18 protein-coding genes and 1 pseudogene are annotated in these 23,520 nt (G+C 51.5%); 4 read left to right on the top strand and 15 right to left on the bottom strand.

What is annotated here, in order from left to right; all coding sequences use genetic code 11:
- Nucleotides 1–57 precede the first annotated feature (57 nt).
- Both VOI14_RS10560 and VOI14_RS10555 read right to left on the bottom strand, forming a co-directional pair.
- Complete coding sequence (locus VOI14_RS10560; protein ID WP_323752016.1) at nt 58–492, bottom strand: flagellar protein FlaG; 435 nt, start codon at nt 490–492, stop codon at nt 58–60.
- A gap of 70 nt (nt 493–562) precedes the next feature.
- Nucleotides 563–2,359 carry a flagellin gene (locus VOI14_RS10555; RefSeq protein WP_323752015.1) on the bottom strand — a complete coding sequence of 599 codons (1,797 nt, stop codon included), beginning with the start codon at nt 2,357–2,359 and terminating at the stop codon, nt 563–565.
- Between the two features lie 380 nt (nt 2,360–2,739).
- On the opposite strand from VOI14_RS10555, the gene VOI14_RS10550 reads away from it, so the two are divergent.
- The gene (locus tag VOI14_RS10550; protein ID WP_323752014.1) at nt 2,740–4,530 is read left to right on the top strand and encodes a flagellin; all 1,791 of its coding nucleotides are present in this window, start codon (nt 2,740–2,742) and stop codon (nt 4,528–4,530) included.
- Nucleotides 4,531–4,722: 192 nt separating this feature from the next.
- Nucleotides 4,723–6,726 carry a hypothetical protein gene (locus VOI14_RS10545; RefSeq protein WP_323752013.1) on the top strand — a complete coding sequence of 668 codons (2,004 nt, stop codon included), beginning with the start codon at nt 4,723–4,725 and terminating at the stop codon, nt 6,724–6,726.
- A gap of 34 nt (nt 6,727–6,760) precedes the next feature.
- Here VOI14_RS10545 and sbcB read toward each other — a convergent pair whose 3' ends face one another.
- Nucleotides 6,761–8,209 (bottom strand): exodeoxyribonuclease I, encoded by a 1,449-nt coding sequence (sbcB, locus tag VOI14_RS10540; protein ID WP_323752012.1) that lies wholly within the window; start codon nt 8,207–8,209, stop codon nt 6,761–6,763.
- Between the two features lie 45 nt (nt 8,210–8,254).
- On the bottom strand, nt 8,255–9,142 hold the full coding sequence (locus VOI14_RS10535; protein ID WP_323752011.1) for a hypothetical protein: 888 nt from the start codon (nt 9,140–9,142) through the stop codon (nt 8,255–8,257).
- 226 nt (nt 9,143–9,368) lie between these two features.
- Here VOI14_RS10535 and VOI14_RS10530 point away from each other — a divergent pair, with 226 nt between their 5' ends.
- Together VOI14_RS10530 and VOI14_RS10525 are read left to right on the top strand one after the other, a co-directional pair.
- Nucleotides 9,369–10,394 carry a response regulator gene (locus VOI14_RS10530; RefSeq protein ID WP_323752010.1) on the top strand — a complete coding sequence of 342 codons (1,026 nt, stop codon included), beginning with the start codon at nt 9,369–9,371 and terminating at the stop codon, nt 10,392–10,394.
- 2 nt (nt 10,395–10,396) lie between these two features.
- A complete protein-coding gene (locus tag VOI14_RS10525) occupies nt 10,397–11,353 on the top strand; it encodes a diguanylate cyclase (RefSeq protein WP_323752009.1) in 957 nt (318 codons plus the stop codon).
- 40 nt (nt 11,354–11,393) lie between these two features.
- On the opposite strand, the gene VOI14_RS10520 is transcribed toward VOI14_RS10525, so the two are convergent.
- The 11 genes and pseudogenes from VOI14_RS10520 to VOI14_RS10470 form a co-directional block, all read right to left on the bottom strand.
- Nucleotides 11,394–11,762 carry a histone-like nucleoid-structuring protein, MvaT/MvaU family gene (locus VOI14_RS10520; protein ID WP_323752008.1) on the bottom strand — a complete coding sequence of 123 codons (369 nt, stop codon included), beginning with the start codon at nt 11,760–11,762 and terminating at the stop codon, nt 11,394–11,396.
- 160 nt (nt 11,763–11,922) lie between these two features.
- Nucleotides 11,923–13,185, bottom strand: a complete 1,263-nt coding sequence (tviB, locus tag VOI14_RS10515; RefSeq protein WP_323752007.1) for a Vi polysaccharide biosynthesis UDP-N-acetylglucosamine C-6 dehydrogenase TviB — start codon at nt 13,183–13,185, stop codon at nt 11,923–11,925.
- A 52-nt stretch (nt 13,186–13,237) separates the two neighbouring features.
- A pseudogene (locus VOI14_RS10510) lies at nt 13,238–14,371 on the bottom strand (MBL fold metallo-hydrolase).
- Nucleotides 14,372–14,420: 49 nt separating this feature from the next.
- Complete coding sequence (locus tag VOI14_RS10505; RefSeq protein ID WP_323752006.1) at nt 14,421–16,373, bottom strand: nucleoside-diphosphate sugar epimerase/dehydratase; 1,953 nt, start codon at nt 16,371–16,373, stop codon at nt 14,421–14,423.
- 40 nt (nt 16,374–16,413) lie between these two features.
- Nucleotides 16,414–17,589, bottom strand: coding sequence for a DegT/DnrJ/EryC1/StrS aminotransferase family protein (locus tag VOI14_RS10500; protein WP_323752005.1), 1,176 nt, complete (start codon nt 17,587–17,589; stop codon nt 16,414–16,416).
- Between the two features lie 68 nt (nt 17,590–17,657).
- Nucleotides 17,658–18,314 (bottom strand): NeuD/PglB/VioB family sugar acetyltransferase, encoded by a 657-nt coding sequence (locus tag VOI14_RS10495; RefSeq protein ID WP_323752004.1) that lies wholly within the window; start codon nt 18,312–18,314, stop codon nt 17,658–17,660.
- A 1-nt stretch (nt 18,315) separates the two neighbouring features.
- A complete protein-coding gene (locus VOI14_RS10490; protein WP_323752003.1) occupies nt 18,316–18,924 on the bottom strand; it encodes a sugar transferase in 609 nt (202 codons plus the stop codon).
- Entirely contained in the window at nt 18,921–20,135 is a 1,215-nt protein-coding gene (locus tag VOI14_RS10485; RefSeq protein ID WP_323752002.1) for a glycosyltransferase family 4 protein, read from the bottom strand. The genes VOI14_RS10490 and VOI14_RS10485 overlap by 4 nt, the downstream gene beginning before the upstream one ends.
- Nucleotides 20,136–20,190: 55 nt before the next feature.
- Nucleotides 20,191–21,339, bottom strand: a complete 1,149-nt coding sequence (locus VOI14_RS10480) for an O-antigen ligase family protein (RefSeq protein WP_323752001.1) — start codon at nt 21,337–21,339, stop codon at nt 20,191–20,193.
- Nucleotides 21,340–21,342: 3 nt separating this feature from the next.
- A complete protein-coding gene (locus VOI14_RS10475; protein ID WP_323752000.1) occupies nt 21,343–22,677 on the bottom strand; it encodes a lipopolysaccharide biosynthesis protein in 1,335 nt (444 codons plus the stop codon).
- Nucleotides 22,678–22,695: 18 nt separating this feature from the next.
- The gene (locus VOI14_RS10470) at nt 22,696–23,469 is read right to left on the bottom strand and encodes a hypothetical protein (protein ID WP_323751999.1); all 774 of its coding nucleotides are present in this window, start codon (nt 23,467–23,469) and stop codon (nt 22,696–22,698) included.
- Nucleotides 23,470–23,520: the final 51 nt, after the last annotated feature.

Raw genomic sequence — 23,520 nt, 5'->3', positions numbered from 1 at the left:
TGGGGTGCGGCGGTGCTGAAATGCCGTTGCCAACTTCAAATCTAAAGCGGCAAGCTTTTACACTTTAATGTTGAACAACGTCAGCGGTTCATCCTGCTGCAAGTTTTCTGCCAACCTCAATGCCACTTCGTTCGGCATTTGGCGGATCACTTCCTGGGTAGACTGGTCAACCACCTTCACGATGGTCTGACCCAGTTCACTATCCACTTCAAACTGCAAATCCCGCTGCACATTCTGAACATAGTCGTTCAGCTGACTAACCGCTTGATCCAAATCTTGCTGCTGCTTTTTATTGGCCTGCTCCAGCCTTTCAGCTTTAGAGGCCTCATTAGCAACACCAACACTCTGAATCGGACGATTTCCAGCAGCCGGTGAAACAAGGTCAGGAGCATTTTGGCCCTTGGCCTGAGATGACGACATTGCCTTAGCCGGAGCCGGGGCACCAGAGCGCACTATCTTCAGCTCCGGGTTATTCAGGTTAACGTCATTCATAGCTTTTCCTCGCTATACTCAAACGGCGTAAAACCGGAACCCGAAGGTTCCGGCGATTACCGTTAATCCCTTACTGCAGGAGAGACAGAACCTGCTGCGGACGGGCGTTCGCCTGCGCCAGAACAGAGATACCAGCCTGCTGCAGCACCTGAGCCTTGGACAGTTTCGCAGTTTCAGCCGCGAAGTCTGCATCCAGGATCCTGCTGTTAGAAGCGCTCAGGTTCTCGACCGACGTTGCCAAGTTGGCGATAGTAGACTCGAAGCGGTTCTGCACCGCACCAAGGTCTGATCGGAACTCGTTGACTTGGTTAATAGCAAAGTCGATTGCTACCAACGCCTCGTCAGAGCCCGCTCGAGTGCTGATATCGAGACTATTCAGAGATACACTTGAACTCGCGTCCGAAGCTGTGTCGATAGCTTGATTGACTTCCACAGTTGTCGCATTGCTATCAAGATCGGTAGTAATGGACGCTGTGAAATCTTCACCTTTCTCAGAAGCAAACACAATTTCGTCACCGTTGGCGCTCAAAAATGCGGAGACACCTGTATCCGTAGTTTTGCCATTAATCTGGCTAACCACATCCTGCAGGTTACTCGCATCGGTAACCGTGAACGACTCATCTTCCACTGTCACTTCAAACGTGACTGTATCGCCAGCCTCAAAGGCTTCCGCTAAGGTAGGAGCTGCTGCGATCGAGGGAGCTTCGGAAAAGCTCGCTGACGCGTCGTTGGCAGCAATAGTCACCTCGGGTGGATTAAACTGATTGCCATTGCTCACCGAGATGTCGAAAGCTTCATTTGTCGCATCGTAGGTGACGGTAGTGTTGGCGTTGCCAAAAGCGTCTTGAAGCTGACTTGCAATGTCACTTCCGCTTGCCCCGCTGGCAATCGTGATATCCGTGCCGTCAACGGTTAGGGTACCCCCGTTAGTGAAGTCAAACCCAGAGATATCATAGTTATCTTGAGATGTCGTACTACCAGCACTGGCGTCAATGTTTGAAACATCCTCAGTAACGGTGTTTGCATCATCCGTCTGCAGATTGAAAGACGAAGTCGCAGCCGTGTTGTTTGCATTCGTGAAGACCAGACCGCCAGAACCGTCATCATCCACTGTGATACCATCTAGGTTACCACTAGTGTTCGCGTCAATGGCCGTTTGCACGGCGGAAGCTAGCGCATCAGCATCGGCATAAGCCGAGTCTGCGATGGTGAGGGTCTCCCCGTTAATGTCGATTGTCCCACCGAAGGTTTCAGTACCATCGAATGCAAAAGTTCCAGAAAGATCTACGGTCGTCTCTGCAGCATCACCCGCGCCAAGGACCGTTGACGACAACCCAGATGTTTGAGAAATAGTGGCCCCCAACTCGCTACCACGAGTATCCAGACCACCAATAGAAATCGTCTCACCAGCATTGGCACCTACCTGGAAAGCCTGGTCTCCAAAAGTACCATCTAATACCTTCAAGCCGTTGAACGAGGTCTGGCTGGCAATCCGATTCACTTCAGCAACCCGCTGCTGAACTTCAGCGTTCAAAGCCTCACGGTCGGAAGCGCTGTTGGTCGCGTTAGCTGACTGGACCGAAAGCTCACGAATACGCTGCAGGTTGTTGGTAATTTCTTCAAGCGCGCCTTCAGCGGTCTGCGCCAAAGAAATGCCATCGTTGGCATTCCGGGTGGCTACAGTTAAGCCCGATATCTGCGACTGGAACCGAGTAGAAATGGCCAGGCCCGCGGCATCGTCTTTGGCGGAGTTGATCCGCAAACCAGAAGACAGGCGCTCCAGCGCCTGATTGGACAGATTCTGAGACTGACCAAGCTGGTTTTGGGCAGAAATGGATGCAACGTTCGTATTTATTCCGAGAGCCATAATGCTTCCCCTTCGACTGATGTCGTTCTTTCATGGAAAAGGTCTGGCGCCTGACTTTCGGTGTGGTAGCGCCGCCCTGTTACTCCTCTTAACGGCACCCAGCCGAGTTGCTTTAGGAAAAATGAAGATTTCTTTGTAAAAGAATGTAAAAGCGGCAAGCAGCTTCCGATTTTACTGACGGCAAGTTGGCAAAACGGCATTACTACGAACAAACAAAACCAATAAAAAATCATCAAAAACAATAAATTAAAAAATACAGGAGGTTTTGGCACATCCTTCGCTTACTCCCTACCAACACGGCAAATAAACAATTTTCTGCCGGCGCGGCGCCCTGACCTTCAGGCTCTGAGCTTCCGGCATCTCTGAGTAGGGAGAACGATATGCCTCAGGTAATTAACACAAACATGGCGTCACTGAACGCACAACGGAACCTCAACGCCTCACAGAGCCAAGCCAATACAGCACTAGAGCGCCTATCATCCGGCCTGCGCATTAACTCCGCTAAAGACGATGCTGCCGGGCTGGCGATTTCAGAACGCTTCCAATCCCAAATCTCAGGCCTGAATGTGGCCCAGCGGAATGCCAACGATGGCATTTCTTTGGCGCAGACCGCTGAAGGGGCGATGGATGAGATCACCAATAACCTGCAGCGGATTCGCGAGCTGGCCGTTCAGTCTGCCAACGCCACCAATAGCATCTCAGACCGCCAGGCGCTGAACCAAGAAGTTCAACAGCGCATTGAAGAGATTAACCGAATAGCGAGCCAGACCTCGTTCAACGGTTTAAAAGTCCTAGACGGAACATTTAATACACAAACTTTCCAAGTAGGTGCCAATGCGGGCGAAACGATTGGCATCAGTGGCTTGGATTCACGCGGTAGTACAATCGGCTCTACATTGATCGAGACAGAGGGGTTTGCCAACTCGGCAATCGGAACAGGAAATGCCGTTGAATCGACTGTAGATCTCTCAGGAACCTTTGCTCTTGACGGTACAGAAGTATTTGGCGGAACCATTACGATTAATGGAGCTTCGCTCACGATTCCTGACTCCGCATACAATGCCACCGACAACACCTTAGCCGCCTCGATACAAACAGCCATAAGTAATGCATCGGGTGCCGATGCAACCGCCTTGAGCGGAATATCTACAAGTGATGACGGTTCTGGAGGGGTACTTTTCACTAACTCCAACAGCACAGACATTGCAACGTCATTTAACCTGCAAACAAATGATGCCAGCAGTATTTCTAGCGATGAACCAAATATTGACGCTTCTTCCGGTGCGGCGAGCGACGATGGCAACTACAACATAGCCGGCCATAATTTCACTAACGGCGGCACGTTAACTGTAGGCGGTGAAAATTACGCAATTGCCGCCGGAGCCACCGGTACGGATATTGCGAACCAACTTCAAGGAATATTTGATACGACCGGCGTTACTGTGACATTCGCTGACAGTGCCGCAAACACATTCGACATTGATGTTGCGAGCGGTCAATTTGACCCTCCAGCAGTCACCATTGAAGCTAATGACGGAACAGCGAGGTTCTCAGATACCCCCACGTTATTCGGAGCAGATGGCGATTCGTTTAACTTTGAGGTAAACCTGAATGGAGATACCTTCACTTTTAACAACGTTTCATCCCTTGGCGATATTGTCAGCCAAGTCAATGCTCAAACCAACACGACCGGAATTCGCGCTAATCTAAACTCCGACAATGATGAGATTATCTTTTCATCACAGTTCAGCACGCCATTCAGCGTCGACATAACTGGTGATCTCGATGATGACGGCAACTTCGGGTCGGACGAAGACCTCTCGATAACTGTAAACACGTCGGCGACCGACAACTATTCGATTGACGATGTCGACATCTCGACACGTGATGGAGCCGATCTGGCTTTGATATCCCTAGACTACGCCATCGACACGATTAACGGTTATCGGGCAGAGTTAGGCGCAGTCCAAAACCGCTTCGAGTCCACCATCGCGAACCTAAGCACCACCTCGGAAAACCTCTCGGCCTCTAACAGCCGAATCCGCGATGCAGACTTCGCTGCGGAAACCGCAGAACTCGCCAGGACTCAGGTGCTCCAGTCTGCCGGCCTATCCGTGCTGGCCCAAGCCAACGCTCGGCCGCAGCAGGTACTTCAGTTGCTGCAAGGCTAAATTAAGACAGCACTCCAAAGCGGCCAGGCTAACTACCTGGCCGTTTTTATTTGGTGCATTCCCTCACGTTCAAAATCCACGGACCCACCCCAAGCTGGCACACCTTTCGCAATACTCCCCCCAAAGCACGGCAATCCGCAAAAAACTGCAGACCTTTGCCGCATCGGATAATGGCTGGTAACGAGGTGTTCCATGCACGTACAAGAAAACAACGCTCATCTTCCCCGTTCGGTTCAGGCGCTAGCGGCGCGGCTGGTGCTGCAGGCGAATCTGGCGTATGGGGAGTCCAACACCAACGGGCTTTCCTACACCCAGCGACTGCAAGCGCGCAAAGATTGCCGTGAGTATCTGGAAGAAGCCTTGGTGATCGAGGAAGACAACGCCGCCGCGCTTGGTTTGCTTGGCCGGGTGGAGATGGACGATGGCCAGCTGGACAAAGCCCAAGCACTGTTCAATGCCAGCCTGAACAGTCAGCCGAGGCAAGCGCAGCAGTATTGCAACCTGGGCTATTGGGCCTTGAAAACCGAGCGGCCAGCTTTGGCCGAAGAGCACTTCCTGCAGGCACTGGAATGCGACCGGCAATCTGCCGCCGCTTTCTGCGGTGTTGCCCATGCCAAACGCTTGCAAGGCCAGTTCGATGTGGCCTACCTGCATTACCGCAAACTTCTGCAAACCGGTTCCGAATGGGATTCTGTTTATTCCGGCATGCTGACTTGCGCGCAGAATCTGGAGGTACACCAAGCCGATGCTGACTTGGCACAAGATGCCATCGCCCTACTCCGCCGCGACGGCTTGCCCCATCAAGAAATCGGCCGGTTTGTGAGCGCCATCGTTCAACAGCAGTACGGCCTGGATAACCCCAATGCCGAGATTTCTCTGGATGCTGCGGCAGAAGACGAACTGCTGATTCTCGCGCTCACGAACACGCTGATGCCCAGCGCCGCGGTTGAAGAACTGGTTACACTGCTTCGTCGCAGCATTCTGGCCGAAGTCGTCCAAACCGTTAGCCTGCGGGATGAACTCCAGCCTTTGTGCCTGGCAATTGCCGAATACGCCGACCGCACCGGGTACGTCTTGGCGGTCGAAGATGATGAAGAACGCCTTATCGCCACCATTAACGACAGCATCGTCGCCCAATTTGCCATGAGCGAACCGCCAGAAGCCTTGATCGGTAGCCTGATGATCAGCGCCATGTATGGCGCGCCATTCCATCAACGCTTTGCGACCAGCCTCGGCCAATGGAACTTGGTGGACTGGCCTTTAGCTATGCAGGCCATGATGGCCGCCAGTTACTACCACCGGGCGGACGAAGAAGCCATTAAACAAAACTTTGATGAGAAAGCAGAAGAACTCTGCCTCGCCAAAACCGACGTGCCGCAAGCCTGGCCTGCATGGAGCCAACTGGCCTACCGCACCGAAACCAGCCTGAAATCAGTAATGGCACAGGAGCTGGGTTTGAACACCGAACACCTGCCTGCCACCCAGCGCATCATGGTCTGTGGCGCACAGTCCGGCCAGCGGGCCATGGAGCTGGCGCAGTATCTGGATGATGTAGAAGTGATCGCGGTTGACGAATCACTGGCGAACATCGCCAAAGCCACTCGCATGGCAAGCACCCTGAACATCAATAACATCGTGTTCTGGCCTTGGTCCATCGCCCAACGATTTGTGGCCGATGGCCATCAAGTACACTGGGTAGACGTCGGCCGCTTGCCGTCACCCGCCATGACGGAGCTTTCTGTTGCTGCATTTATCAATAACGTCGCCACCAGCGGTGCCGTTGTTCATATGCACACCAACATGGCCGAACAAACCAAAGGCGACAAACACATCCGCCACCTGATTGTGCAGCACAACCTACAGCCAACCCGCACCGCTCTGCGCCAACTGCGCCGCATGGTGCTTGCGAACAAGCAGGATGCCACCTGGGCTGACCTGCTGAAAGACGAAGCCTTCTACAGTTTGGGCGGCTGCCGCGACCGCTGGTTCCGCCCGCAGGATGCCAGCCAGCTAAAAGATCTGCTGGCGCTGGTCAGCAACGAAGTGGAATGGAAACTCGTCAAAGCCCGCGACGAGGATGGCCACAGCTTGGCGACTGCGCCGGTACAGAAGCAGATTCAGGCGGAGGCGCTGGGGAGTGAAGTGCAAAGCTTGATGGGGCAGAGTTTGAGCGTTTATTTTCAGCGGCGGAGATAAACGAAAACGGGGGCCAGAATCTGGCCCCCGTTTTTTACATATAGGGAATCAAAGACTCCCCATACAAATGTAAATCTTCCAATATCTGCTGATTTCTGGGCGTCAGCTCCGGGTCACTCGCCAGCCGCTGCAATTCCAACCCGTAGGCTTCCAGTGAACGCCAGCCTTTTTTCGGGTTCATCAGCCGTTCCGTCCTGAAGGCTTCCCAGCGCTCCATCTCTTCACCCGTTAACGTGCTCGGGTAGTTTCGAGCGCGGTAGCGGAAAAGCATCTCGCCCAAGCGTTCATCATCGAATCTGAAATCATGTTCGCCTAACGTCTCTACTGGCTGAGCAATCAGGTCTTTGAGCCGCTCCCGGTCGGCGTTGCTGACAAAGCCACCGGCGTAGATCTGCTCGTCTGGATCGGTCAAATCGCTGCCTTCAAAAGTGCGGTCAAAGGCTTGAGCAATTCGTGCAGGCAAATCCGGGGCATTTCGCAGTTTGGCCAGATTGGCGCGCAGCACATCGCCATCCAACTCCAATTCCGCAAGGCGCTCTTTAGAGAGCGTGGAAAGCATGTTGGCCGGCGCGAGCACTGGGCACTTGTTCACCTGAATACCTTTCAGGGGGAACCGCTTCACGCCCTCACCCAGTTCAGCCTGAGAGGTAAATACTCGCTCCTGAATTTGCTCTGGCGTAGCGTTGATGAGTTCGGAGGGGTCTTCGCGCAGGTCGTAGACAATGACCTGATTTTTGTTGGTGGGGTGTTCCGCCAGTGGCGCGACCAAAGCACAACAGCCGCGGCTGGCTGGGAATTTCGCAGAGATGTGGAACACCGGTTTCATCGTGGCGGTATCCAGCATCTGACGAGCGGCGTGTTTGTCTTTGTTCTTGAGAACGAAATCAAACAGCTTGGGTTGTTTCTCTTTGATCAGCTTGGCCACGGCAATGGTCGCCAACACGTCTGACATGGCATCGTGAGCCGCTTCATGGGCAATCCCGTTGGCCACGGTCAACTCTTCCAAGCGGAAACTTGGACTGCCGTCTTCTTTGCGAGGCCAGTTGATGCCTTCAGGGCGCAGCGCGTAGGTCAGCCGCACCATATCGATGATGTCCCACCGGGAGTTACCGTTCTGCCATTCCCGTGCGTACGGGTCCCGCAGGTTGCGATAGAGGGTGTTGCGGGTGACTTCGTCATCAAAGCGCAGACTGTTGTAGCCCACCACACAAGTGCCGGGCTGGCTGAAGGCTTCATTTATCTGGGCAATGAATTCCGCTTCGGGGAACCCGTCTTCCACAGCTTTTTGCGGTGTGATGCCAGTAATCAAACAGGCTTCGGGGGAAGGCAGGTAGTCATCCGTGGGCTTGCAGTAAATCACCAACGGGTCTTCGATCACGTTCAAATCCGCATCGGTGCGAACTCCGGCAAACTGGGAGGGCCGGTCGTGCAGCGGGTCTACACCAAAGGTTTCGTAATCGTGCCAGTAAAAAGAGCGAATCAAAGGAAGACTCCCACCTTGTGAATGATTAGCAGGAGTCTAACAAAATCAAAACAACTTAGTCCCCATATCCACCTGATGAGTACGGAGGCGATCGATACCCGGGCCGATCAGTTGCTGAACATCAACCGTCATGTTCGTGGGTAGGTTAATGTAAACACCTTGGCCAACGCTGATAGCACTCGTCCCATCCAGAGTTTGCCACGCCACACTGTCATCCCTCAGAAAGCTGACAAAGAATCCGTCGGTGAAATCGGCCACGCCCGGTTGCCCGGAATCTTCGCCGATATCGATCGAACGAAGCTGAGTTAACGGCGCACAATTGGTCGCAACGTCACAACTGGCCACTGTATTCCGGTCATCCGGCGCCAAGCCAATATGCGTGGCGCGGTAATCGGTTGCCGCGCCCCCTGCACCGTCAAACAGCTGAGCGTCATAAATCTGACCACCGGATTCAATTTTCATCCCGATGTTGCCGCTAAAACTTGTGGTGTTCGAAGAAATCGACCCTCGGGCTTCCTGAAAGCCCATGCGGAAGCCCGCCAAACCGGCAGCGTCTTCAGCCAATTCGATATAAGGACTATAGGCTTCGAAAGGAACAGCATCGCCTTCGTTATAGGTAACGCCGTTGTAGATTTCTCCGTTCGTACGTGCAATGTGACCAAGGGCAACATGAGTGGCCGCGAAGTCAATGCCAGCATTGAGCTCGCCGATTTTCACTTCATCAACATTCACCCTTGTTTCTACATCCACGCCCAGCGACATTCGGGTAAAATCATGATTCTGGTCGGCGATGTTTTCTATTTGCATAAACGCCTGCCCAGTCACCTCACCCATCGCGTCATCGGTAATAGGTGCTAATTCAGCTTGGGAAACGGGCGAAATACCCAAGCAAAACAAGGTAAGGGCAGCGTATCCGAACGCACACTTAATCATAGATAATGTCTCTAAATATCGTTTATAAGTCAGTTTCGACGCCCGACTGACCCACTATAACCGAGAGCCAACAGCCAATAGAGTGAGCCACATCACAGCCTGCCAGACATCGGAGAACACACATCTTTAATTCAAATCCAGCGCAACCCCCGAAACGTAGCAAATACATACACATCAAAATAGGCTATTCTTGTCACTCGACGATTCGGGCACCAAACCAAACATCATGAACACCAAAATCCTGATATGCGACGACTCCGCGCTCGCCCGCAAACAAATGGCCCGCGCGTTGCCCTCCGGGCTCGCTGACCAAGTACTGTTCGCCCAAGACGGCGAAGAAGCCCTTACCATTCTGCGCGAAGGCCAAGCGGAACTGCTGTTTCTGGATTTAAACATGCCGGGTTTAGACGGCTACCAGGTACTCGAACATATCCGCAAAGAAGATCTTTCGGTGCTCACAATTGTGGTCTCCGGCGACATTCAGCCGGAAGCACGGGAGCGGGTACGTAAACTTGGCGCCATCGATTTCATCAAAAAACCTACAAGCACCGAACTTGTCGCAGACCTATTGCAGGAATACGGTTTTTTCCGCCCAGAAGAGCTCGCTGCACTGGCCGCTCAAGGAAGTTCATTCTCGGAACCAAGCCACACCCCGGAAATCTCTATCAGCCTGACCGAATACCTGCAGGAAACTGCCAACGTCGCTATGGGGCGGTCGTCTGATCTTTTGGCTCGACTGCTGCGCGTGTTCGTCAAGCAACCCATCCCGAAAGTCGCCTTTATCGCCAGCTCAGAACTTCACATGGCGATCTCCTCCGCTGAGGCGGGCAATACCTTTTCAGCCGTATGTCAGGGTTTCACTGGCGCGGGTTTGGCCGGCGAAGCCTTGCTGTTATTCGATGACGCCAGCTTTGAGGAAATGGCAGAGCTACTGCATTACGAAGGCGTAGAAGGTGACGCTATCGATGTAGAAGTGCTGATGGACATGTCCAGCATTCTGTTTGGAGCCTTCCTGAACGGCGTGAGCGATCAACTCGACATCAAGCTAGGCCTTGGCCACCCGTCCGTGCTGGGTCAACACCGCCCGATCAACGAACTGTTGGAACACCACAGCAGCCGCGAAGAGCAGTTGCTGTGTCTGGAAATCTGCTACATCATCGAAAATCGGGACATTCGCTGTGACATGCTGGTGCTGTTTACCGAAGACTCCGTACCCTTTCTGGAAAAACGTCTCGAATATTTGGTGGACTGACCATGGCTTTTGAAACGCAAAACGCAGACGCTTTCCATTGGCTTGCCGACATGATCGAAACCGTGGAAGTAGGCCTGGTGGTATTGGATCTCGAATTCCGTGTGCAAGCCTGGAACGGCTTTATGGAAAACCACAGCGGCATTACCGCCACTCAAATTCGTGGCCAACAGATTTTCAACGCCTTCCCGGATATTCCCCAAGCCTGGCTCACCCGCAAAGTGGATGCGGTCACCACACTGAACACTCGCACCTTTACCTCATGGGAGCAGCGCCCTTACCTGTTCAGGTTTCGCAATTCCCGCCCCATCACGGGTACTGAGGAATTCATGTATCAAAACCTGACCATCAGCCCACTCACAAACTCGGCGGGCAAAGTCGACAAGGTCTGCTTACTGATATACGACGTCACCGAATTCGCCAGCAGCAAACGGGCACTGGAACGGGCCAACCAACAATTGGCCAAACTGAGTATGACCGACCGGCTAACCGGTTTGCTCAATCGAGGCACTTGGGAAAACCTGGTGGATGCAGAATACGAACGCTACGGCCGATATGGCCAAACCACCACCTTGGTGATGTTTGATATCGACCACTTCAAATCAGTAAACGACACCTACGGCCACCTTGCCGGGGATGACGTTATTCGCCACACCGCACAAGTCACCCACGACAGCATTCGCCAATCCGATTCTGCCGGCCGTTACGGCGGGGAAGAATTCGGTCTTATCCTGCCCGAAACCGATGCGGAAAACGCGCGTATCCTGTGCGAACGCATTAGGGAAACCATTGCACAAAGCACGGTAAACACAAGCGCCGGTAATATCCAATACACCATCAGTATGGGGATAGCCCAATTAACCGGTACGCGGGAGAATTATATGCAGTGGATGCAAGAGGCGGATAAGGCTTTATATAAAGCGAAAGAAGGCGGGCGAAATAAAGTAGTGATTTATTCATAGCCCCTCCCCCATTGCGGGGAAAGGGGGCTACCTAAGCGACTTAGTCCTGCTGCCAGCCCTGAACCGCTTCTTTACCGTGCTTCTCACGCCACTCGTTCAGAGTTTTGTGGTTGCCACCACGGGTTTTAACCACTTCACCGGTGTGCGGGTTTTTATAGGTCTTCATCGGGCGCTTGGCACGAGTACCTGTTGCTGTTTCCGCTTTAGCACCGGCAATAGAAGGATCAATCGCGGCCAGAATTTGCAATACACTCTTTGGTGACTTGTCGTATTCGGTCATCAAATCACGAACTTTATTTTCAAATTCCAACTCGCGTTTAAGCGCTTGGTCATTTTCGAGCTGCTCCAGCTCTGCTGCAAGCTTTTCCATAAGCTGTTTTTTCTGATAGTAATCGTTGATCTTCGCCATGGAAGTCAGACCTTATCTTTGATGATTTAAACAAAAAAAACATGACTGGAAAGTCAGGGTGAATATTAATGAATAAATGGAGCTTTAGCAAAGTAGATTAATCAAATATAACAAAAAAGCCGACACGATGGTCGGCTTCTAAATACAACAGACTCTATTATTACAATCGAATATCCGCTTCACCCAATGGCAAAATACCTTTCAGGTCAAAAAGTATCCCTTTATCTTTTGCATAAGCTCTCAATTGCTGAGCACTCATTGCAGCATACTCATTATGAGGCACCGCCAGGAATACTGCGTCGTAATACCCATTTTCAGGCTTATCTACCAAAGAAATGCCATATTCCTGTTCTGCCTCGGCATTATCTGCCCAGCAGTCGGTTACGTGCACTTCGCAGTTATAATCTTTCAGCTCTGCGATCACATCCACAACCCGGGTGTTACGCAAATCCGGGCAGTTTTCTTTAAACGTCAGGCCCATCACCAACACCTTCGCGCCTGAAACGGACTGGCCATTCTTAATCATGGCTTTAACCAGTTCAGAAGCGGCATAAGGCCCCATATTGTCATTTACCCGGCGGCCAGCCAGAATGATTTCCGGATGATAACCAATCGCCTGAGCTTTATGGGTCAAATAATACGGGTCTACACCTATACAGTGACCACCGACCAAACCTGGTTTAAACGGTAGGAAGTTCCATTTGGTACCAGCCGCTGCTAATACCTCATGAGTATCAATACCTAGCTTGGCGAAAATCATGGAAAGCTCGTTCATCAACGCAATGTTCAAATCGCGCTGAGTGTTTTCAATAACCTTAGCCGCTTCAGCGACTTTAATGGAACTGGCCTTATGAGTACCGGCAGTAATAATATCCGCATACAACGCATCCACTTCCTCGGCAATTTCCGGCGTAGAGCCAGAAGTCACTTTCATGATGGTCGTCACACGGTGCGCTTTATCACCCGGGTTAATTCGCTCTGGACTATAACCGGCGAAGAAATCTTTGTTGAACGTCAGGCCTGATACTTTCTCCAGCACCGGCACACAGACTTCTTCCGTAGCACCAGGGTATACCGTGGATTCGTAAATGACGATGTCGCCTTGCTTCAGAACCTTGCCAACGGTTTCACTGGCTTTGACCAGCGGGGTCAGATCCGGGGTTTTGAATTCATCAATCGGAGTCGGCACGGTTACAATGTAGACGTGACAATCGGCAATACCGTCCACCGAATCCGTAAACGACAACTGAGTGGCGGTTGCCAGTTCTTCGCGGGACAACTCGCGGGTGAAATCCACCCCATCTTTCAGCTCTTCAATACGTTTGGTGTTGATATCAAAACCTATCACCTCACGCTTCTCACCAAACGCCGCAGCCAGTGGCAACCCCACATAGCCCAAGCCTACAACCGCAATTTTCTTCATCACTCCTCCAAAAACCCGAATGGGGGTCAGCCCCCGGCTACATTTCAATCGGTTAAATGTCTGTGGGCCTGGCCCTAGGTATTAAAATTTGTGTGTTGGGCAAGCGAGTTTCTAGTTCTCGCTTAAACGCTGCCGTTGCGTCGTCATCGCCGTGCACGATGCGGATTTCTTTGGGCGGGACTGGAATGCCGCCAATAAACCGCAACAAATCGTCCTGCCCCGCGCGAGCTGAATAACCGCTTACTTGATGCACTTTCGAATGGACGTTGTAACGTTCACCATCTAGCCCAACCCAGCCGCCTTCCGGGCCGTAGGTCAATATATCCCGCCGGGGTGTGCCGGCAGCCTGACAACCAACCAATAAAACGTCGTTGCGCGCATCGCCCAACATGGCTTTTAAATAATTCACCACCCGGCCACCGGCGCACATGCCGGAACCGGCCAACACCACACACGGGCGATGAGATTTGCTGAGGTATTCTACGACATTCAGGTGTTCATCGTGAGAATTGATCACCGATAACTGCTCAAACGACAGCGGATGGCGGCCGGATTTAACGAGTGTTTGTGCTTCCTCGTCCCAATAGGGCTTTAGTTTACGGTATATGTTGGTGAACTCCACTGCCAGCGGAGAATCGACCACAACCTCTAGATTATCCCAGATACGAGCCGCACCACTCTTAGCCTGTACGATTTTCGAATCACCGAACTCCGTAATTAGTCGCTCAATCTCATACAGTAATTCCTGAGTCCACCCAATACTGAACGCCGGGATCAACACCGTACCGGCACCAGACGCTCGCGAATCACACCCAATACACGTTCGATTAATCGATGGTCCCGCGTAAAGCCAATCTTCAGCGCATCTTCCAGAATCATTGGGAGCATCACGGCGGAAGGCTCGGAGCAAATAATTGGACGGTCGAACCCAAGCGGCTAACAAATAGGGAATGCGGCCAACGTCGTCGATATGAACGTGGGTGACCACCAAGGCGCGGATGTGATCGTTGGAGAAATCTATTGCTAGGTTTTCAGCGGTCGCACGGTGTTTGGATTCATTGCCTTGGAATACGCCGCAGTCTATGAGGGTTCCAGCTTGAGTGAGCTGGTCATCCGAGGATATAGAGAGTTCTTGGCAGGAACCGATGACGCCATTCACAGCGCCATGGTGACTAATCTCAATCATGCAACAATCCTTGTTGTACGAAGGGTTCTATGCACCAACGGAGTCAATCTCAGTACGAATTAACGCCAGGCAGATGGTGAATTTTCGCTATACGAGCATCTTGGTCATTCTGACCACGCTCGCTATTGCACCAAACCAGATCCACCACCTCCCCATTCGGTGAGTAGCCAGTCGGTGCTTCACGCAACATCGCCACAACGCTACCACAATCAAACTCGCGACTCGCCTCGGCAAGCTTATCCAACAAAACACGCACCTCATCCCACGGCATTGAGACCTCCTTGGCCATCATGATGCGCGAATGTTCAGTACCCTGCGGGTCATCACCGATCAAGAGCTCTTCAAACAGTTTCTCGCCGGGGCGTAGCCCCGAATAAACAATCTCAATGTCGCCTGAAGGGTTCTCGTCGTTTTTTTCTGCCAGCCCCATCAAATGAATCATCTTGCGGGCCAGGTCAGCGATTTTGACGGGCTCGCCCATGTCCAGCACAAAGACCTCTCCTCCCTTGCCCATACTGCCAGCCTGCAATACCAGCTGACTGGCTTCCGGAATCGTCATGAAGTAACGAATAATGTCCTTGTGCGTAACTGTCACTGGCCCACCATCACGGATTTGATCGCGGAATAAAGGAACAACCGAGCCAGACGAACCCAGCACGTTGCCGAAACGCACCATAGAAAACACCGTCTTGCTCTGGTGCTGCGCCAAACCCTGCAACACCAACTCTGCCAAGCGCTTACTCGCCCCCATCACATTTGTCGGGCGCACAGCTTTATCGGTTGAAATCAGCACAAAGCGCTCAACGCCCGCCGCTACCGCCGCTTCCGCCGCGTGCCAAGTACCAAATACATTATTCTGAACACCTTCAATGACATTGTGCTCAACGAGTGGCACATGCTTGTACGCTGCTGCATGGTAGACCGCCTGAACGCCAAACGAACGCATAACTGTCTCACACCGGCGACGGTGCACAACGTTGCCCAGAACGGCGTGCAACGAAACGTTCAACCCTTCAATCTGGTTAATTGTTCGGAGCTCGCGCTCAATGGAGTAAAGTGAAAACTCAGATTGCTCGAACAGCACCAACGTTTTTGGCCTGTGCTTCAGAATTTGCCTGCACAGCTCCGAGCCGATAGAACCTCCCGCGCCTGTCACAAGAACTGACTTCCCGAAAAGACTCTGAGTAACAGCGGCAGCATCAGGGCGAACCGGGTCCCGCCCCAATAGGTCTTCAATCTCCAAATCTCGGATATCGTTAATGCGGGCCTGCCCTGCCACCAACTCCGACATGGATGGCACTGTTTGCACGGGCACCGACAACCGTTCAAGAACCTGCATTAACTGTTTACGATTAACCGGCGCGCTATCTTCAAGGGCAAGCAACACTCGAGAGGCATCCTGCTTGCGCACGGCTTTTTCAATATGCGCGATAGAGAAAACGGGAAGGTTTCCAATTAGCGATTTATGATTTGATTCAACCAACGAAACAAAACCAACAGGCCTAAACTCAACGCCTTGAGCAAGCGCTGAAGCCAGCTGCATCCCCTTCGGTCCGGCCCCTACAATCAGCACCGCCTCCTTGGAGCTCCGCCCCGGTTGGCGGACAATACTTCTCACTGCAAACCGCGTTCCGGCAACCAATAAAAATGCAAACGCGCCGTATAAAACAGGCACCGAACGCGGCACCAAGGCCTGAAATAGAAACCCAAAAACAATCAATGAAATGCTGGATATAACCACCCCCGAAAGGATGGCGAGAAAGGCGTACTCACTCAGGTATCGAATGACAGCGCGATACAAACCGAGTTTCACGAAAGCCACAACAGTGAAGAGCACTGTCGCGCCCGATACCCACAACTGATGCCAACTAGGCACCCAAGAAAGGCTCTCAAACCGTAAAGCAAAGGCTGCCCATATCGCCACTAACAGCAGCACAATGTCCGTGATCACGGAAATCGCTCGTTTTGTTGGCCGTGAAAAGTGCAGAACTTTCATAATCATTTTATTTCTCACACTCCACACTCCTTTAAAGCACACCAACTCACTCAGCTGCTTCGGCCATCACATCACGCAACACGCGGCAGGTTTTCTCGATCTCCTGCAGCGTAAGCGTTGGATGCACCAAAAACATCAAACTGGTTTCTCCCAAATCCTGGGCTACAGGCAAACGCTGATCAGGGCGAAAATTAGTGTTATCGAAAGCCTTCTCCAGGTAAACCTCCGAACAAGAGCCAGAGGAACACGGCACACCGGCATCGACAATGGCCTGCTGAATGCGATCACGTCCCCAGCCTTCTGCCAACTTTTCGGGTTCTACGAATACATAAGTTTTGTATGCACCATGCTCGATATCGTCGTCAATATCGGGGACTCGTAACCCCGGGAGTGCACAAGCAGTGCTCCAGATTTTCTGAGCATAACGAATACGCAGATGATGCCACTCATCCATCCTCTGCAACTGGATACGGCCAATCACAGCCTGCATTTCAGTCATTCGCCAGTTCGTACCGAACCTTTCATGCAACCACCTAAAACCAGGTGGATGCTCGCGTTCATAAACGGCATCCCAGCTTTTACCGTGATCTTTGAAAGCCCACATACGCTTCCACAGGGCCTTATCATTGGTCGTCACCATGCCGCCTTCGCCGCCAGTCGTCATGATTTTGTCCTGACAGAACGACCAACACCCCACGTGGCCAAGAGCTCCAACTGAGCGATCTTTATATCGAGCACCATGGGCCTGGGCACAATCTTCAATCACAAAAAGGGAATATTCCTCTGCCAACGCCATAAAGCCATCCATGTCACAAGGCCAGCCGGCTAAGTGCACACAGATAATCGCCTTCGTCCGGGGAGTAATCACCTCGCGCACGGTACCGGGCGTAATGTTCTGACTATCCCGATCAACATCTGCAAACACCGGGATAGCTCCAGCAGTCACAATACTTGAAACGGACGCTAAAAAGGTTCGAGGCGTGACCACAACCTCATCTCCCGGCCCAATATTCAATCCCCTCAACGCCAAGTCCAATGCCACCGTACCATTCGCCACGGCAACGGCGTGTCCTGCGTCGGCAAAAGAGGCAAATTCTCGCTCGAATTCACGACACTCCTGCCCAGTCCAATAATTGATTTTATTAGACAACAGCACATCGCGTACAGCATTGGCCTCTTCATCGGTGAAAGATGGCCAAGGGGAAAACGGACCGTTTAACATAATTAACGAGTTCTATTTCTAGATTGAAAAATGAGACAACCACTTACGCTTAAATACAGAGGCGCACTTTACGCTTTTCGGGGCGCAAACACCTTAGCAGGGTTGCCAACCACAGTAACGCCCGGCGGGACATCCTTTGTAACCACGGCCCCCATACCAACAACCGCACCTCGGCCAATGATCAGTTGTTTATTAGGGGCGCCCTGCTTGATGATAGCCCCTGTTCCAATATATGCATGATCTTCAATCATTATGTTGCCATTACAGCGTACTGATGGAGCAAAAGTCACATAATCTCCAATCACACAATCATGGGCTACATAGCTGTAAATATTCGCGTGAAAATGCTTACCAATGCGAATATTGGAAGTAAGCTGAGTAAAATGAGAAAGAATCGCTCCCTCTCCGATTGATACGTCGTCAAGCACAACCACATTGTCAGCTCTCACTGAAAGCACAGAGACACCGTCGTTGGCACACTTTTGTGCGAGCAACTCTCTGATCTTTCCATCAGCGATCGCGAAAACAATCTGCTTACCCGGTGCATCAGAAGCCAAAAACTGTTCGTAACTCAGAACCCTATAGCCGTTAACCGAAGCACCAACGTCACCGTCGTCTACAAAAACCAAATCAGCATCGACTGCCTGCAGCTGGGCGCGGACCAAGGGCAAGACTTCGCGTCCTAGCCCGCTTGCACCGTAAATTCCTACCAGTGTTTCGGCCATATCACTTCATATCCTTTTTTTCGCTACCGGTAAAAGGTGCCATAGTAACTTCCCCCTCACCACTAATTCCATCTCGCACGAGAACCTTTTTCACGGTCAAAAACAGTATCTTTAAATCCAGCCACAACGACCGGTTGTCCACATACCATACATCCAGCTTGAATTTCTCTTCCCAAGAGATCGCATTACGGCCATTTATCTGTGCCCAACCCGTCACGCCAGGGCGAACATCGTGGCGACGGTATTGCTCTTCGGAATACAGCGACAAATAGCTCATCAACAGCGGCCTTGGCCCAACAAGGCTCATATCACCTTTCAAGACATTCCAAAGTTCCGGAAGCTCATCAAGGCTCGTCGAACGCAAAAACCGGCCGAAGCCGGTCATACGCTCCGAATCCGGTAGCAACTCGCCATTCGCATCCCGCTGATCCGTCATCGTGCGAAACTTCACCATACGAAAAGGCTTGCCCCCCAACGCTGGGCGCAACTGCGAAAACAACACAGGTCGGCCTAACTTAGAGGCAACAACAACCGCAAGAATCATTAAAAGAGGAAACAGAACCAGCAGGGCCCCCCCAGAAACAACAACATCAAACACACGCTTAATCACGACTCAACTGCCTCTCCAAGAACGCCGATTAGGCGCTTGGCTAGTATATCCCTAGAAAACTCAGCCTCAGCTAGCTTAAATGCTGCTTGCCCGGCAGACTCAACCAGCGCGGGTTGCAGCAAAAACTCATTTAACTTTATAGCCGCCGCCTCACTGACTTCAGTCGGCAGAGCCACGCCAATGCCGTGATCTTCAATGAGTTGTTTTTGCCACCCTCCGTGGTTTATAGCAACGGGTTTGGCTGCGGCCATGGCATCAAAAACCTTGTTCGCACTATTCTTCCAAAGCTCCTCCATCCCGATCACCCAAGAACAGCATATTGTCGCCGCAGAGAACATTTGAGCAACCTCTTTCTTAGGCACCGCGCTTTCCATAAAGAAATTGACATCGAGCACACCGGAAGCACTCGCCAGGTTCCGCACGCTATCCCATTCAGCTCCGGCTCCAACCGCGAGAAAACGCACGTCAGAGTTAATGCCCAGCATCTTCTCGGCAAGCTTCACCATGTAATCTACCCCGTTTACACGGCCAAAAGTCCCGGCGTACAAAACAAGGGGGCGCTCTCCAAGCCAAGGGCGACTGGCCCTAAAGCCCTCACCAACCGACGGCGCGCAGTTAAACAAATCAAAATCCGCACTATTGGGTATGCAAGAAACTTTGGCGGGATCAATGCCCGCGTTGATCACCCCTTCGCGCATACCAGGTGATAGAGCAACAATCCTCTCAGAATTCTCATACGCCCATTTTTCAAGCCGCTTAGCGAGGAAAGCGCTCCCAGGTAGACGAAGTGCTCCCATCGCAATCGGCACTTCCGGCCACAGATCCCTGACTTCAAAAACCAGAGGGACTTTTCGCTTTCGGCTGGCGCGCACGCCTGGAAGCGCTATCGTGAGAGGCGTACTGGATGCAAAAACAACATCAGCCTCTAACTTCGCCGCATAAGCTCCGGTCTTTCGAGCAAACTCCGTAAATGCGAGAAGTCGCCGCGCAATACTCATTGAATTGTTGTATTGAACCGGCAACCAATGAACGTTAATACCCGAAATGGTTTCCCTCACCCACTCGTTACCAGTGAAAGCATTGTCTGTTCTTGAAGTAACCATGTCCACTTGATGGCCGGCCATCACCATCCGGCGAGCCATTTCATATGAACGGGTCCCCCCGACCATATCCGGTGTATTAAAATATTGGTGCAGGTAAACAATTCGCATTAAGCCAAACCTATCCGGTAATTTAGCGCCATCTTTAAGACAGCACTTTCATGCATTATTTAACAGTTTCAGTTTCTTTCATAACGCACGAGGCTCGAAGGATAACACCCAAAAAGCCAAGCACATAAACGAACCGAAGATAACCTATATCGCCACTAAACGACGTACACAACAAGAAAAATAAAATATAGCCTCTGTACTCGACGTTACTTTTTGCCAGCATCCACATCACGACCGCAATGTGAAAAAAACCCGCAAATACACCCAGCTCTAAAAACACTTCCAAATGTTCATTGTGTGGATAAAACAAAACGTCGTACTGATAATTTCCCAAACCGATACCAAGCAGAGGGAACTCCAAAATTTTAGCTAAGGAATCAAACAACATCGCCTGTCGGATTCCGATAGAGCCCCAGTCAGACTGAGTTACATCTGCTTGCGCTAGTCTATACACACCGGAAAATCGTGAATCCAAAAACGCCGCCCATAACACATCAAAGAAAACGGCTGCGACACCTATCGCAAAAAAACCACCCAGCAGTAGATAACGCCGACCAATTCGGTGGGCCAAAGAAAAATAGAAGAAGACAAAAGCCAAGGCAACAAGCGGCCCCTTCGAAGCTGTCCAAACCACCGCCAATGAAAACAGCACCGTTACCAGAAACAGGTGCAACTTCTGTCGCCGAAGAAAATTCACGTAGGATACCAGCGCGGCAAACCCCATTAACCAACCAAAAACGATCGGACCGTTCAGAAAGAACCGAACATCACGATCCATTAACCCAAACTTCAACTTGAACACGATGGTCATCGCGAGAATCGCCAGCGAAACAAGGAGATAACAATGCCAGAATCGATATTGACCGTAATTTGATATGAGTTTTCCGGATAGAATACACGCAATTAAGGTCACAACAATGAAAGCATCGAACTTCTCTAACGCGTAAACGGGCTCGTAGCTCCGAACTGCTCCAATCAGCAGAAAAACACTAAATACAAGCAACACATAAAAGACGAAACCAAACTCAGATCCACGAGATTTAAGCAGATAAAAAAACACCGATGCAAAAAAAATCAACAATACAGATAGTGAAAAGAAAACATACTGTGACAAAAACGAGAAAAAACCGCCAAATGCCATGAGAACATAAAAAAAGAAAGCCCCCAGGAAAACCAGCAGACTATTCCGTTCAATGAACATCATGCTTTAAGTACGCCCTTGATTGATTGCAACGCAGCGCTTGGTGATGCCCCAGAAATCCCGAAAACCTGGAACAACTCTGATACTTACCAGCTTAGAGGCGTAATATAAGGCGATAACGTTTGGAAGAGCGATAAACAACAGCAACGCAATCGCGCCACCTTCCACAGAAAACGCATCGATCAACGGGGGCATCACTAAAAATGACAAAACGTAAGAGGCAATCGAAATATTCCGCATCCGGCGGGAATAGTCGGTCATTCCCAAGAGTTGAGCTCCGGGGCCAGTTAACACATTGATCATCTGCCCCGTGGCCACGAGTATCAACACGCCCCCGCCTTGTGCCAGGCCCCTATCAAGCAAACTCAACACCTCCCCGGGCCACAAAGTAATCACAATGTAAAATGGGAAAGCGCCCCAAAAACCCAACACAAAACAACTATGCACTAACGACCGTAGTTCGGCGGTATTACGCTTAGCCCATGCCCGAGCGAACTTCGGCGGATAGATAGCATTCAGCACCATTTGTACGAACTCAACGGCAACCGCCACCTGCTGAGCAGCCTTTAATAAACCAACGTCCTGTTTACTCAGATATAAACCAGCCAGGATAAAGGCACCAGAATGCATCAGGAGACTGCTACAATTTACGTACAGGAAATCTTGGGCAACACTTTTATAGCGCTTATAGTCTTCACGATGCGCGCCTGTACGGAAGGTATCCACTTCGGCTGAAGCAGCCAACAATTGCTTCCAGTACCCCAGAAGACCAACCAGGCCGAATACAAGAAACGCGAGCGTCGCAACCCCGTAAGACACCGCAAGTGTGATTGCAAACTCGCCGCTTTGCCAAACGCTGGCCAAGGCCAATAACGACATTGCCAGCAAGACGCCGCCATTATCCAATAAGCACCCGATGTCTGCGCGACCCAGCCCCTTGTATATACCCGAGAGGACCCGCACCAATCCCATCAGAGGAATAGAAACAGCGACCCCGATCAGAATGGGTGACAACTCCGCCATATCGAAACGGTCGGCTAGCCAAGGGGCTGAAGCGGCCAACACCGCCCCCAAAACACCCCCAACCCACACTGCACGCTTGATTGCGAAAACGACAATGCACAAAGTGCCGGCGCTTACACGATCGGCGCCCACAAACTTCATTAACGCATTGCCTGCGCCCCAAGTCGCGACCAGTGAACCAGCGACGAAAAATGCATGGGCAACCGCAAAAACCCCTAGCGCTTCTACGCCAAAGAACTTGGCCAGAACCAATACGATAACCAGACTGCCGCCAGCTGAAACCACTCTGGCGCCAAACGCCCTAACGAATCGAGCCACGATTATCGTCTCTAATGACTAGCAAGGTTCACCTGACCTCAGTCGCGTCTTAACGGCGCTACCAAACTCTAAAAGCAACACCGTCAAAACACCAATGACAATACCAAGGAGAATGCCAACCGCCACAATAAACAACCTATGCGGCCCTTTAGGTTGGAAGCTACGTTTACTTACTGCGATAACTTCCGCTTCAATCAATGCATCCGCATCGACCTGCAACTCTGCAATACGGGCAGCTAAAGACGTATCAGCATCAGAGCTTGGCCGGGCTTCTCCCAATGAACTCCTAAGCTCCTGTAACGATTGGATCTGTCGGGCTGCTACCTGCTGTTGTCTCTTAACCAGCAACTCCTGTCTCTTCATAAATACATCGAGTAGTTCAGAGTGCGCTTCTTCCACCTTGCTACTCAATTCGTCAGCAGCCAACGTGGTCAATCGAATGACCTCGCCCGATTGCGAAGCCTTGAAGTTCACTTCAAACGGCATCTCTCCAAATTCCGTTTCGTACGAGCGTTCCACTTGCGGAAGCCATCGCCTCTCGAAGGTTTCAACCAACGTATCGACAGGCTCGATTGTCTCACCTTCAGCATCCTTCGCGAGTTGCACCAAGCTCGTATATTCATATTCGTCGGCAGGCAAAACAGCAAAACCAAGAGCCGCAAAAAATACAACGATCGACGCCACCAGAAATGCTCGACGTCGCCGAATAATCGTGACCGCCATATCCACTACCGAAAGTTCGCTGCGAACACACGGTTCCTGATTCTTTAGCTTGTCTACCATAAACTGCAATACCTTATCCTTGAAGATGGTTGCGCCAATGCCAATGGGTCGACCATTTTA

It is taken from the genome of Marinobacter sp., assembly GCF_034669625.1.
Lineage (GTDB): Bacteria > Pseudomonadota > Gammaproteobacteria > Pseudomonadales > Oleiphilaceae > Marinobacter.
The sequence above is the reverse complement of the archived record's forward strand: the minus strand, read 5'-3'. Positions and strand labels throughout refer to the sequence as shown.